Source organism: Streptomyces xylophagus, assembly GCF_000716435.1.
GTDB lineage: Bacteria > Actinomycetota > Actinomycetes > Streptomycetales > Streptomycetaceae > Streptomyces > Streptomyces xylophagus.
Genome location: NZ_JNWO01000021.1, coordinates 1 through 12508 on the forward strand (window position 1 = coordinate 1; position 12508 = coordinate 12508).

The following is a 12508-nucleotide window of genomic DNA, read 5'->3' on the forward strand; positions in this document are numbered from 1 at the left end:
GGAAACGCCCGGTTACATTCCGAACCCGGAAGCTAAGCCTTACAGCGCCGATGGTACTGCAGGGGGGACCCTGTGGGAGAGTAGGACGCCGCCGAACAATATTTGGAGGACCCCTGGTCCCAGCGTTCACGCTGGGACCAGGGGTCCTTTTGTTTTTCCAGAAACATCCAGAAACACAGTCCGGAGCGCGCCGAGTAGCTGGCTGCGCGAGAATGACTTGCGGTACCGAAGACAGGAGTCACCGATGTCCACCAACTCTCCCGAGGACCGACCGGAGCGCGACGAGCGGCGACGGGACAGTGGTGACCGCGGCGACCGTGGCGGGTACCGCGGAGGCCCGAGTCGTAGCAACGATCGTGGTAACGACAACCGTGGCGGCGCCCCCCGTCGTGACGACCGTGGCAGCAGCGGTGGCGGTGGCGATCGCGGTGGATTCCGTGGGCGCGATGACCGTCCGGCCGGCCCGCGGCGCGATGACCGTTCTGCGAGTCCGCGCCGTGACGACCGTCCGTCCGGTCCCCGTCGTGATGACCGTGGCGCCGATCGTGGAGGGCGTCCCGGTGGTTTCCGTCGGGACGACAGCCGTGGTGAGCGTCCTGCGTTCCGGCGTGACGACCGCAGCGACAACCGGGGCGGTGAGCGTCGCGACGACAACCGTGGTGATCGCGGTGGTTTCCGGCGCGATGACAGCCGTGGTGAGCGTCCGCCCTTCCGTCGGGACGACAACCGCGGTGGCGGTGGTGGTTTCCGGCGTGACGACAGTCGCGGTGAGCGTCCGCCGTTCCGCCGTGATGACCGTGACAACCGGGGCGAGCGTCCTGCCTTCCGGCGTGACGACGACCGTGGTGACCGCGGCAGCTACCCCCGCCGCGACGACCGTGGTGGTAGCGGTGGCGGTGGCGATCGCGGTGGATTCCGCGGCCGTGACGACCGTTCGGCCGGCCCGCGGCGCGATGACCGTCCTGCTGGTCCCCGTCGTGATGACCGTGGCGGCGATCGCGGTGGGCGTCCCGGTGGTTTCCGTCGGGACGACAGCCGTGGTGAGCGTCCCGCGTTCCGCCGTGACGACCGCAGCGACAACCGAAGCGACAACCGGGGCGGCGAGCGTCCGCCCTTCCGCCGTGATGACCGGAGGGACGACCGCCGTGACGGTGACCGTCCTGCTTTCCGGCGCGATGACGACCGTGGTGACCGTGGCAGCTACCCCCGCCGTGACGACCGTGCGGCCGGTCCGCGTCGTGATGACCGAGGTGGCGAGCGCCCGCCGTTCCGGCGTGATGACAACCGTGGTGAGCGTCCGCCGTTCCGTCGCGACGACCGTGACAACCGTGGTGAGCGTCCTGCCTTCCGGCGTGACGACGACCGTGGTGACCGCGGTGGTTTCCGTGGCCGTGATGACCGTTCCTCGGCTCCTCGTCGTGATGACCGTCCCGCCGGCCCGCGTCGTGACGACCGGCCGGCCGGTCCCCGTCGTGATGACCGTGGAGGCGATCGCGGTGGTTTCCGCCGTGACGACAGCCGAGGTGACCGTCCCGCGTTCCGCCGTGACGACGACCGCGGTGAGCGTGGCAGCTACCCCCGCCGTGACGACCGGCGCGATGACCGTCGGGGCGACGACCGCCGTGGTGGCGGCAGCCGGTTCCGTGACGAGCGGGAGCGTGACCGCGACCGCGAGCCGATCAAGCGGCTGCCGATCCCCGAGGACGTCACGGGCGAGGAGATCGACAAGGACGTACGGCAGGAGCTGATGAGCCTGCCGAAGGGGCTCGCGGAGGATGTCGCCAAGAATCTGGTGATGGTCGCCCGGCTCATCGACGAGGACCCCGAGGCCGCCTACGCGTACTCCAAGATCGCCCTGCGACTGGCGTCGCGCGTCGCCGCCGTGCGTGAGGCGGCCGGGTTCGCCGCGTACGCGACCCAGAAGTACAGCGAGGCGCTGGCCGAGTTCCGGGCCGCGCGGCGGATGACCGGCAGCGTGGATCTGTGGCCCGTGATGGCCGACTGCGAGCGTGGGCTCGGGCGGCCGGAGAAGGCGCTGGAGATGGCCGGGGCCGCCGAGGTGCACAAGCTCGACAAGGCCGGACAGGTCGAGATGCGGCTCGTCGCGGCCGGTGCCCGGCGTGACATGGACCAGCTCGACGCGGCCATCGTCACGTTGCAGAGCCCCGAGCTGGCCTCGAACAGTGTGCAGCCGTGGACCCCGCGACTGCGGTACGCCTACGCCGACGCCCTGCTCGCGGCCGGGCGTGAGGACGAGGCGCGGGAGTGGTTCGCCAAGGCCGTGGAGTCCGACAAGGACGGCAGCACGGACGCGTCGGACCGCCTCGCCGCGATGGACGGTGTCGAGTTCGTCGACGCGTTCGTCGAGGACGAGGATGAGGACGACGACGAGCGCGACGACGACGTCGAGCCTCAGGACGAGGCTTCCGCACTCGACGAGGTGGAAGCCGACATCGAGGATGACGACGAAGATGATGACGAGGACGACGACTTCGAGGACGTCGAGGCCGAAGTCGAGGCTAAGGAAGACGTCGTCAAGGTAGACGTGGTCAAGGAAGACGTCGTTAAAGAAGAAGACGACAAGGACTGACGACACCACACGTCAGTGACAAGGGCGGGACCCCGGTATTGGGGTCCCGCCCTTTCGCGTTTCCGGTGTCTCAGGGTTCCAGCGTGCGCAGCACCAGCCCCGACGCCGGCTTCGGGCCGAAAGACGTCGACTTGCGGGGCATCGTGACGCCCTGGCGGGCCAGGTCGCGTACGACCTCCTCGCGGACGGGGTGCATCAGGACGGCCGTATCGCCGTCGCGTTCCGCCTTGCGGACGGTGGCGGCGGTGTCGTGGATGTAGGCGATGCGGGTCGGGTCATCCTCGGGGATGAGCCAGACGTGGTCCAGGAGGGTGGCGTGCAGGACCGTGGCGTCCAGGGTGCGCCAGGCGGCGGGGCGGTCGGCCGGGATCGTGCGGGCCAGGAGGTCCGGGTCCGGGCGGTCGACCAGGTGGAAGGTGCCGTCGCCGGCGAGGAGGAAGGCATTGCCCGCGCAGGCCGCGTCGGCGAGGGTCTCCAGGGCTTCCGGGAGAGGCACTTCCAGGTGCTGGACGCGGAACAGGCCATCCAGGGCGGCCAGGGCGTCGGCCACCGGGACGCCGTGCAGGAGGCGGTGGATCGCGCGGACGCGGAGGGGGTAGCGGGCCGTGTCGACGAGGAGGACGAGGCCGTAGTCCCAGGGGCTGGGGGAGGGGTGCTCCGCGCGTAGACGTCGATAGGTGGCCCAGCGGTGGTGGCCGTCGGCGATCAGGGCCTGGTGCTGGGCCAGGTCCGTCTGGATGCGGGCCAGGTCGGTGGGGTCGGTGACCGACCAGAGGCGGTGGCTGTAGCCGTCCTCCGTGGTCGTCGACAGGAGCGCGGGGTTCTCGGCGATGCGCTCGACCACCGTCGTCGTGTCGGCCGGTGAGCCGTTGCCCCGGTAGGTGAGGAGCAGGGGTTCGAGGTTCGCGGAGGTGGCGCGCATGAGGGCCGCGCGGTCCGCGACCACGTGCGGCATGACGTCCTCGTGCGGCAGGACCACGCCCTCCGACGGGTCCGACAGACGCAGCGCGCCGATGACACCACGCTGCAACAGGCCGTTGCCGTCGCGCTGTTCGTAGACGTACAGGCCGGGCTCGGGGTCGGTGGTGAGGACTCCCTCGGAGAGCCAGCGGTGCAGGGTGTCGGCGGCCTGTTCGTTGCGGGCACTCGGGGTGACGGCCTGCGGGAGGATCAGGCGGACGATGTTGTGCGGGTCGGAGTCCTGGAGATGATGCAGGCCGTCGGGGCGTACGACGACGTCGTACGGTGGGGACGTCACGGCGGCCAGGCTGCCGACCAGGTCGGGGTCGTAGCGAAGGCCTCGGAACGGGGTGAGTTCCAGGCCTCGGCGCTCCGTTGCTTCCGAGTGACCTGCGGTGTTCATCCCGGCATCGTACGTGTGTCAGTGGCGTGCGGGATGATCGGGTGAAAGCGATCGAACGAGGAGCGATGTGGAATGAGCCAGAGCGTCAGGACGAGTCCCGAGGGCAGTGGCCGGGCCCTGAGCGAGGCGTACGACACGGCGCTGCTCGACCTGGACGGGGTGGTGTACGCGGGGGGTAACGCGATCGCTCACGCGGTCGACTCGCTCGCCACCGCCCGCGCCGGCGGGATGCGGCTCGCCTACGTCACCAACAACGCGCTGCGGACGCCGGATGCCGTGGCCGAGCATCTCACCGAGCTGGGTATACCGACCGGCGCGGACGACGTCATCACCTCCGCGCAGGCCGTCGCCCGGCTGATCAGCGAGCAGGTGCCGGCGGGCTCCCGCGTGCTGGTGATCGGTGGGGAGGGGCTGCGGGTCGCGCTGCGCGAGCGCGGACTCGAGCCCGTCGACTCGGCCGAGGACGAGCCGGTGGCGGTCGTACAGGGCTACGGCGGCCCCGACCTGGCATGGGGGCGGTTCGCGGAGGCCTGTTACGCCATCGCGCGCGGGGTGCCGTGGTTCGCGTCCAACACCGACCTGACGATCCCGAGCGCGCGCGGCATCGCGCCGGGCAACGGCGCGGCGGTGGAGGTCGTACGGATAGCGACCGGGGCCGAGCCGCAGGTGGCGGGGAAGCCGTTGCCGCCGATGCACAAGGAGACGATCCTGCGGACGGGCGCCGAGCGGCCGTTGGTGGTGGGGGACCGGCTGGACACGGACATCGAGGGGGCGTTCAACGGGGAGGTCGACTCGCTGCTCGTCCTGACCGGCGTGACCGACGGCGCGCAGTTGCTCGCCGCGCCGCCGCAGCACCGGCCGACGTACGTCGACGCCGATCTGCGGGGCATCCTCACCGGGCAGCCCGAGGTCACCGAGGCGGGAGAGGGGTTCCGGTGCGGGGGTTGGACCGCGACGGCGGGCCGCGAGCGGCTGGAACTCGACGGTGAGGGTGAGCCCTTGGACGGGTTGCGCGCCCTGTGCGCGGCGGCCTGGACGGCGGCGGGGGACGGTTCCTGCGGGCTGGACGGGGAGAAGGCGCTGGCGCGGCTGGGCCTGTGAACAGGGGCTGAGCCCCCAGGAAGAGGGGCTCGCCCTCCGAGCCGCATGCGAGGGTAGGCTAACCTAACCTCGTGTTGGTCGACAGTCCCCCAGAACAGCGCGCGGAGACCGCCCCCGCGCCCCCAACCCGCCGGGCGATACGGGTCCTTGGGCTCTTCGCCTCCGTGGCGCTCCTGGCGCTCGTCGCCCTGGCGAGCATCGCGATCGGCGCGAAATCGCTGCCGTTGGGGGATGTGTGGCACGGCCTGTTCCATGACTCGGGGACGTATGCCGACGTCGTGGTCGGCGACCGGATATCCCGTACGGTCCTCGGGCTGCTCGCAGGTGCCGCACTCGGCCTCTCTGGCGCCGTCCTCCAGGCGCTCACCCGCAACCCCCTCGCGGACCCCGGACTGCTCGGCATCAACGCCGGTGCCTCGGCCGCCGTCGTCACCGCCATCACCTACTTCGGTGTCACGAGCCTCAGCGGCTACGTCTGGTTCGCCTTCGCGGGCGCGGCGGTGGTCGGTGCGCTGGTCTGGTTCCTGGGCGGCAGCCGGGGTGCCACGCCCGTGCGCCTCGCCCTCGCCGGCACCGCGATCAGTGCCGCGCTCTACGGCTATCTCCAGGCCGTCATGATCATGGACGACGCGGCGCTCTCCAAGATGCGCTTCTGGACGGTCGGTTCGCTGGCCTCGGCCACCGGCTCGACGATCACGCAGGTCGCGCCGTTCTTCGCGGTCGGCACGGTCGTCGCCCTGCTGCTCGCCCGGCCGTTGAACGCGGTGGCCATGGGCGACGACACCGCCCGCGCCCTAGGCGCCAACCTCAACCGCACCCGCGCGCTCGCCATGCTCTCCGCGACCGTGCTGTGCGGGGCGGCCACCGCCGCCTGCGGCCCGATCGTGTTCGTCGGCCTGATGGTGCCGCACGTGGTGCGCTCGTTCACCGGCCCCGACCTGCGCTGGATCCTGCCGTACGCCACGATCCTGTCGCCCGTGCTGCTGCTCGGCGCGGATGTCCTCGGTCGGATGGTCGCGCGGCCCGCGGAGCTTCAGGTCGGCATCGTCACCGCGATCCTCGGCGGTCCGGTCTTCATCTATCTCGTACGACGGCGGAGGACGGCCCAGCTGTGAAGGCCACATCGACCCAGATTCCCCGTACGAAGGCCGTACGCACCGGTGGCTTCTCTCTCCGCCTCGACCTCCGTGCCTTCACGGTCGTCGTCCTCCTCCTGGTCTGCGCGCTCGCCGCGAGCGTCGTGCTGATCGGTACCGGGGACTTCCCGATCCCGGCCGGTGACGTGCTCAAGACACTGTTCGGGGGCGGTGACGCGGGTCAGGAGTTCATCGTCAACGAACTGCGGCTGCCGCGCGTTCTCGTCGGGCTGCTGGTCGGTGCCGCGCTCGGGCTGGGCGGTGCGCTGTTCCAGTCCATCTCCCGTAATCCGCTGGGCAGTCCGGACGTGCTCGGCCTCTCGCAGGGGTCGACGGCCGGGGCGCTCGTCATGATCGTGCTGTTCTCCGGCAGCGCGACCGCCGTCACCCTCGGGGCGCTGGTCGGCGGGCTGGTGACCGGGCTCGCCATCTATCTGCTCGCCTGGAAGCAGGGGGTGCACGGGTACCGGCTCGTCCTGGTCGGCATCGGCGTCTCCGCCGTCGTCACCGCGGTCAACGGCTATCTGCTCACCAAGGCCGACCTCGTCGACGCGGCCCGCGCGGTCGTGTGGATGACCGGTTCCCTCAACGGCCGTGACTGGACCCAGGTCTGGCCGCTCCTCGCGCTCTGCGCCGTACTCCTGCCGCTCGTCCTCGCCAACGCGCGCGGGCTGCGGATGATGGAGATGGGCGACGACGTGTCGTACGCCCTCGGAGTGCGCGTCGAGCGCGTGCGGCTGCTGCTGATGGTCGCCGCCGTGCTGCTCACCTCGGCCGCGACCGCCGCCGCCGGACCGGTCGGCTTCGTGGCTCTTACGGCGCCGCAGCTCGCCCGGCGCCTGACCCGCTCGCCGGGTCCGAACCTGGTGCCCTCGCTGTGCATGGGCGCCACCCTGCTGGTCACCGCCGACTGGGCGTCCCAACGGGCCTTCGGCGCCGACCAGTTGCCCGTGGGCGTGGTCACCGGAGTCCTCGGCGGGATCTACCTGCTGTGGCTCCTGGTCACCGAGCGCAAGGCGGGCCGGATATGAACCCGTCGACGAAACCAGCGACGAACGCCTCGGCGAACGAGGACAACCGAAGGAGCACCGTGAACCGCCTGTCCGCCGAGAACGTCACCCTCGCCTACGACCAGCGCGTCATCGCACGGCAGTTGTCGGTGGAGATCCCCGACAACTCCTTCACGGTGATCGTCGGCCCGAACGCGTGCGGCAAGTCCACGCTGCTGCGTGCCCTGTCGCGGATGCTGAAGCCGACGGAGGGCCGGGTGCTGCTCGACGGGCAGGTCATCCAGTCGATGCCGGCGAAGAAGGTCGCACGTACCCTGGGTCTGCTGCCGCAGTCGTCCATCGCGCCCGACGGGATCACCGTCGGCGACCTCGTGGGCCGCGGCCGGTACCCGCACCAGGGCATCCTGCGCCAGTGGTCCAACGAGGACGAGCGGGTCGTACAGGAGTCGATGGCGCAGACCGGTGTCGCCGAGCTGGCCGATCGCTATGTCGACGAACTGTCCGGCGGGCAGCGGCAGCGTGTGTGGATCGCGATGGCGCTCGCCCAGCAGACTCCCCTGCTGCTGCTCGACGAGCCGACCACCTACCTGGACATCCAGCACCAGATCGACGTCCTCGACCTGTGCGCCGAACTGCACGAGGAGCAGGGCCGCACGCTGGTCGCGGTGCTGCACGACCTCAACCACGCGGCCCGGTACGCCACCCACCTGATCGCGCTGCGGGAGGGCGCGGTCATCGCGGAGGGGGCGCCGGGCGACATCGTCACGGCCGAACTGGTCGAGGAGGTCTTCGGACTGCGCTGCCAGGTCATCGACGACCCGGAGACGGGGACGCCACTGGTGGTGCCGGCGGCGCGGAAGGCACGCGCGCGGGCGCATACCGACCTCGGCAAAGTGGCCGCTACAGAAGCGTCCTGAAACGACTACAGAAGCTTCCTGAGGCGGAATAGGTCGAACACGTTGGCCTCCAGCTTCACCCGGCCCGAGCCCCAGGCCTTCGCGAAGTTCAGGCCGCCGTTGACCATGGCGACCAGGTCGTCGCCCGCCATGGTCAGCCTGATCTGGGCCTTCTCCGGAGGAAGGCCCTGCACGGTCTCGTCCACCACGATGCGGCCGCCGGTGAGCCGGCCGACGAACGTGACGTCGAGGTCGGTGATCCGGCAGCTGACCGAACGGTCCATGGCCGCGGCGGCGCGGACATTCCCATCGGCCTTCTGCATGTTGTCCGAGAGCTTCTCGAGTGCGGCACGGCACTCTTCGATCGTTGCCATCGTGATCGACGGTACCCCAGGCCTTCGGGGTAGCGTCTGGGCATGAGCGACTCAGTTCCCGAGGCCGAGGCCGGGGCCGTACCGGAGGCCGTTCCGGAGGCGGAGCCCACGTACGACCCCGCCGCCCCCGCCCCGCTGAACGTGGACCGCACCCCGAGCGGCAACCCCGACGTCGACGCCCAGCTCGGGCGGCTGGCCGACACCGACCACCTCGCCACGGACGGACATGTCGAGGTGTACGAGGATGTACACCGGGGGCTGCGCGACGCGCTCACCGCGCTCGACGCCCGCCCGGGACCTCCGGCGCCCCCATCGACGTACGACCGCAGGAGCTGAACCGAACGTGGCAGGAGTGGCACGCCGACGTCTCGACGCCGAGCTGGTCCGACGGAAGCTCGCGCGGTCACGGGAGCACGCGAGCCAGTTGATCGCCGCCGGCCGGGTCTCCGTGGGCAAGACCGTCGCGACGAAGCCCGCCACCCAGGTGGAGACGGCGGCCGCCATCGTCGTCGTGGCGGATGATGGCGACCCCGACTACGTGTCGCGCGGTGGCCACAAGCTCGCGGGCGCGCTGGAGGTCTTCGTACCGCGGGGGCTCGTGGTCGAGGGACGGCGGGCGCTGGACGCCGGCGCGTCCACCGGGGGCTTCACCGATGTGCTGCTGCGGGCGGGTGCCGCGCACGTCGTCGCCGTCGACGTCGGGTACGGGCAACTCGCGTGGTCTCTTCAGAGCGATGAACGCGTCACCGTCAAGGACCGTACGAACGTACGCGAGTTGACGCTTGAAGCGATCGATGGGGAGCCTGTGGATCTAGTCGTGGGGGATCTGTCCTTCATCCCGCTCGGGCTGGTGCTGCCCGCCCTGGCGCGGTGCACGAAGCCGGACGCGGACCTGGTGATGATGGTCAAGCCGCAGTTCGAGGTGGGGAAGGAACGGCTCGGGAGTGGGGGCGTCGTACGCAGCCCCGAGCTTCGGGCCGAGGCCGTGCGCGGTGTCGCCCGGCGGGCCGGGGAACTGGGGCTCGGGGTGGAGGGTGTCACCGCCAGCCCGCTGCCCGGGCCCTCCGGGAATGTCGAGTACTTTCTGTGGCTGCGGGCCGGCGCACCCGAACTGGACCCGGCCGATGTTGACCGTGCAGTGGCGGAGGGGCCGCGTTGACACAGAACCGAGCTCGTACTGTTTTCCTGCTCGCGCACACGGGTCGCCCCGCGGCGATCCGGAGTGCCGAACTGGTCGTCAAAGGGCTCCTGCAGTCCGGTATCGGAGTGCGCGTCCTGGAGTACGAGGCACGCGACCTGCCGTTGCCCGACGAGGTGGAGACGGTCACCGAGGCCACCCCGCAGTGCCTTGAGGGCTGCGAACTGCTCATCGTCCTCGGCGGCGACGGCACGCTGCTGCGCGGCGCGGAGTTCGCGCGAGCGTCCGGGGTGCCGATGCTCGGCGTCAACCTCGGCAGCGTGGGGTTCCTCGCGGAGGCCGAGCGGGACGATCTCGACAAGGTCGTGGACCGGGTGGTCACCCGGGCGTACGAGGTCGAGGAGCGGATGACCGTCGATGTCGTCGTGCACAAGAACGGGAACATCGTGCACACGGACTGGGCGTTGAACGAGGCGGCGGTGCAGAAGGCCGGCGCCGAGAAGCTGTTGGAAGTCGTGCTGGAGATTGACGGGCGCCCGGTGACTGGGTTCGGGTGTGACGGGATCGTTTGTGCGACTCCCACCGGGTCTACGGCGTACGCGTTCTCCGCGGGTGGGCCTGTGGTGTGGCCCGAGGTTGAGGCGTTGCTGATGGTGCCTATCAGTGCGCATGCGTTGTTCGCCAAGCCGTTGGTTACCTCGCCGGATTCTGTGCTTGCCGTTGAGGTGTTGCCACATATCCCCCCGGGGGTTTTGTGGTGTGACGGGCGGCGGACTGTTGAACTGCCTGCCGGGGCTCGGGTTGAGGTGCGGCGAGGGGCTGTGCCTGTGCGGCTGGCTCGGCTGCATCATGCGTCGTTCACCGATCGGCTTGTTGCGAAGTTCGCTCTGCCTGTTTCGGGGTGGCGGGGGGCTCCTCACTAGCTGCGTGCCGGTGGGGGCTGGGCGCGCAGTTCCCCGCGCCCCTTTGGGGCGCTTCCCTCGCGTGGGTGACAGGGTGCCTCGCGCTTCTCCCTCCCTACCTCGTAAGGTCTTCACCGTGCTGGAAGAGATGCGGATACGGTCGCTCGGAGTCATCGACGACGCTGTCGTCGAGTTGTCGCCGGGGTTCACCGCTGTCACGGGTGAGACCGGGGCGGGCAAGACCATGGTCGTGACCAGTCTCGGGTTGTTGCTCGGTGGGCGGGCTGACCCGGCGCTGGTGCGGATCGGGGCGAAGAACGCGGTCGTGGAGGGGCGGATCTCCGTCCCTCCGGGCGGCTCCGCCGTGCTGCGGGCCGAGGAGGCCGGTGCCGAGCTGGACGACGGGACGCTGCTCATCAGCCGTACCGTTTCCGCCGAAGGGCGGTCCCGGGCGCACCTGGGCGGGCGGTCCGTGCCGGTGGGGGTGCTCGCGGAGTTGGCCGACGAGCTGGTCGCCGTGCACGGGCAGACCGATCAGCAGGGGCTGTTGAAGCAGTCCCGGCAGCGGCAGGCGCTCGACCGGTACGCCGGGGATGCCGTCACCGGGCCGCTCACCAAGTACGCGGAGGCTTATCGGCGGCTGCGGGCCGTCGCCGTCGAGCTGGACGAGATCACCACGCGCGCGCGTGAACGGGCCCAGGAAGCCGACATGCTGCGCTACGGCCTCGACGAGATCGCGGGCGTCGAGCCGCGGGCCGGGGAGGACGTGGAGCTCGCCGCCGAGGCCGAGCGGCTCGGGCACGCGGAGGCGCTGGCGTCCGCGGCGACGGTTGCTCATGCCGCGCTCGCCGGTAATCCCGAGGACCCCGAGGGCATCGACGCGGCGACCCTGGTCGCGGGTGCGCAGCGGGCGCTGGAGGCCGTACGGTCGCACGACTCGGCGCTGGCCTCGCTGACCGACCGGATCGGTGAGATCGGCATCCTGTTGGGCGATGTGGCGGGGGAGTTGGCGGGTTACGCCGACGACCTGGACGCCGATCCGCTGCGGCTGGCCGCCGTCGAGGAGCGGCGGGCCGCCCTCAACGCGCTCACGCGGAAGTACGGCCAGGACATCGCGGCCGTGCTCGCGTATGCCGAGCAGGGGGCTTCGCGGCTCACCGAACTCGACGGCGACGACGAGCGCATCGACGAGCTGACCGCCGAGCGGGACGCGCTGCGGGCTGAACTGGGCGGCCTGGCGCAGGCGTTGACCGATGCGCGGACGGAGGCCGCCGAGCGGTTCGCCGCGGCCGTCACCGCCGAGCTCGCCTCCCTCGCCATGCCGCACGCGCGCGTGTCGTTCGAGATCCGGCAGACCGAGGACCCGGAGGGCGTCGAGGTCGGGGGGCGTGCGGTCTCCTACGGCCCGTCGGGCGTCGACGAGGTCGAGTTGCTGCTCGCTCCGCACCCCGGTGCTCCGCCGCGGCCCATCGCCAAGGGTGCGTCCGGCGGTGAACTGTCGCGCGTGATGCTTGCCGTCGAGGTCGTGTTCGCGGGGACGGACCCCGTGCCGACGTATCTCTTCGACGAGGTCGACGCCGGTGTCGGCGGCAAGGCGGCGGTCGAGATCGGGCGGCGGCTCGCGAAGCTCGCGAAGACCGCGCAGGTCGTGGTCGTCACGCACCTGCCCCAGGTGGCGGCCTTCGCCGATCGGCAGTTGCTGGTGGAGAAGACCAACGACGGGTCCGTCACCCGCTCCGGCGTGAAGGTCCTCGAAGGCGAGGACCGGGTACGGGAGTTGTCCCGGATGCTGGCCGGTCAGGAGGACTCGGAGACGGCACGGGCGCACGCGGAGGAGCTGCTGGCGACGGCGCGGGCGGACGGCTAGCGCGGGCTCGTCGTTCAGGAGGCGCGCGCTCCTCACTCGTACGGGTGACATCCCCGCCCGTGTTGCCCTCCCGTACGGCCTCCGGGCTTTTCCGCGTTGCCGGAACACCCGTACGTGCTGGCATCCTGGAG

11 protein-coding genes, 1 rRNA gene and 1 pseudogene are annotated in these 12508 nt (G+C 70.8%); 11 read left to right on the forward strand and 2 right to left on the reverse strand.

Features of this window, described 5'->3' with window-relative positions:
- From rrf to OO70_RS36310, 3 genes and pseudogenes are all read left to right on the forward strand, one after another.
- Positions 1 to 97 (forward strand): 5S ribosomal RNA (gene rrf / locus OO70_RS51430); the annotation flags it as partial.
- 492 nt (positions 98 to 589) lie between these two features.
- A pseudogene (locus OO70_RS57245) lies at positions 590 to 1222 on the forward strand (hypothetical protein); the annotation flags it as partial.
- A gap of 525 nt (positions 1223 to 1747) precedes the next feature.
- The gene (locus OO70_RS36310; RefSeq protein ID WP_234337030.1) at positions 1748 to 2590 is read left to right on the forward strand and encodes a tetratricopeptide repeat protein; all 843 of its coding nucleotides are present in this window, start codon (positions 1748 to 1750) and stop codon (positions 2588 to 2590) included.
- A 70-nt stretch (positions 2591 to 2660) separates the two neighbouring features.
- Here the strand turns inward: OO70_RS36310 and OO70_RS36315 are convergent, their stop codons facing one another.
- On the reverse strand, positions 2661 to 3953 hold the full coding sequence (locus tag OO70_RS36315; RefSeq protein WP_043681128.1) for a DUF1015 domain-containing protein: 1293 nt from the start codon (positions 3951 to 3953) through the stop codon (positions 2661 to 2663).
- A 72-nt stretch (positions 3954 to 4025) separates the two neighbouring features.
- On the opposite strand from OO70_RS36315, the gene OO70_RS36320 reads away from it, so the two are divergent.
- The 4 genes from OO70_RS36320 to OO70_RS36335 all read left to right on the forward strand — a co-directional run bounded on the left by OO70_RS36320 (position 4026) and on the right by OO70_RS36335 (position 8117).
- A complete protein-coding gene (locus OO70_RS36320; protein WP_043681134.1) occupies positions 4026 to 5054 on the forward strand; it encodes an HAD hydrolase-like protein in 1029 nt (342 codons plus the stop codon).
- Positions 5055 to 5125: 71 nt separating this feature from the next.
- Entirely contained in the window at positions 5126 to 6169 is a 1044-nt protein-coding gene (locus OO70_RS36325) for a FecCD family ABC transporter permease (protein WP_043681140.1), read from the forward strand.
- Positions 6166 to 7221, forward strand: a complete 1056-nt coding sequence (locus tag OO70_RS36330; RefSeq protein WP_078651699.1) for a FecCD family ABC transporter permease — start codon at positions 6166 to 6168, stop codon at positions 7219 to 7221. Before OO70_RS36325 ends, OO70_RS36330 begins: the two co-directional genes overlap by 4 nt.
- Positions 7218 to 8117 carry an ABC transporter ATP-binding protein gene (locus OO70_RS36335; RefSeq protein ID WP_078651700.1) on the forward strand — a complete coding sequence of 300 codons (900 nt, stop codon included), beginning with the start codon at positions 7218 to 7220 and terminating at the stop codon, positions 8115 to 8117. Before OO70_RS36330 ends, OO70_RS36335 begins: the two co-directional genes overlap by 4 nt.
- Before the next feature lie 5 nt (positions 8118 to 8122).
- Here the strand turns inward: OO70_RS36335 and OO70_RS36340 are convergent, their stop codons facing one another.
- Positions 8123 to 8470 carry an SCP2 sterol-binding domain-containing protein gene (locus OO70_RS36340; RefSeq protein ID WP_043681151.1) on the reverse strand — a complete coding sequence of 116 codons (348 nt, stop codon included), beginning with the start codon at positions 8468 to 8470 and terminating at the stop codon, positions 8123 to 8125.
- Positions 8471 to 8512: 42 nt separating this feature from the next.
- Here OO70_RS36340 and OO70_RS36345 point away from each other — a divergent pair, with 42 nt between their 5' ends.
- From OO70_RS36345 to recN, 4 genes are all read left to right on the forward strand, one after another.
- Positions 8513 to 8806: a hypothetical protein gene (locus tag OO70_RS36345; protein WP_043681155.1), complete on the forward strand. Its 294-nt coding sequence runs from the start codon at positions 8513 to 8515 to the stop codon at positions 8804 to 8806.
- Positions 8807 to 8813: 7 nt separating this feature from the next.
- Positions 8814 to 9629, forward strand: coding sequence for a TlyA family RNA methyltransferase (locus OO70_RS36350; RefSeq protein WP_043681160.1), 816 nt, complete (start codon positions 8814 to 8816; stop codon positions 9627 to 9629).
- A complete protein-coding gene (locus tag OO70_RS36355; RefSeq protein ID WP_026179466.1) occupies positions 9626 to 10531 on the forward strand; it encodes an NAD kinase in 906 nt (301 codons plus the stop codon). The genes OO70_RS36350 and OO70_RS36355 overlap by 4 nt, the downstream gene beginning before the upstream one ends.
- A gap of 127 nt (positions 10532 to 10658) precedes the next feature.
- Positions 10659 to 12377, forward strand: a complete 1719-nt coding sequence (recN, locus tag OO70_RS36360; protein ID WP_043681164.1) for a DNA repair protein RecN — start codon at positions 10659 to 10661, stop codon at positions 12375 to 12377.
- Positions 12378 to 12508 lie beyond the last annotated feature (131 nt).

Coding starts and splice junctions, on each gene's coding strand:
- OO70_RS36320 (WP_043681134.1), top strand. CDS start 4,026: ATGAGCCAGAGCGTCAGGACGAGTCCCGAGGGCAGTGGCCGGGCCCTG.
- OO70_RS36315 (WP_043681128.1), bottom strand. CDS start 3,953: ATGAACACCGCAGGTCACTCGGAAGCAACGGAGCGCCGAGGCCTGGAA.
- recN (WP_043681164.1), top strand. CDS start 10,659: ATGCGGATACGGTCGCTCGGAGTCATCGACGACGCTGTCGTCGAGTTG.
- OO70_RS36335 (WP_078651700.1), top strand. CDS start 7,218: ATGAACCCGTCGACGAAACCAGCGACGAACGCCTCGGCGAACGAGGAC.
- OO70_RS36310 (WP_234337030.1), top strand. CDS start 1,748: ATGAGCCTGCCGAAGGGGCTCGCGGAGGATGTCGCCAAGAATCTGGTG.
- OO70_RS36345 (WP_043681155.1), top strand. CDS start 8,513: ATGAGCGACTCAGTTCCCGAGGCCGAGGCCGGGGCCGTACCGGAGGCC.
- OO70_RS36340 (WP_043681151.1), bottom strand. CDS start 8,470: ATGGCAACGATCGAAGAGTGCCGTGCCGCACTCGAGAAGCTCTCGGAC.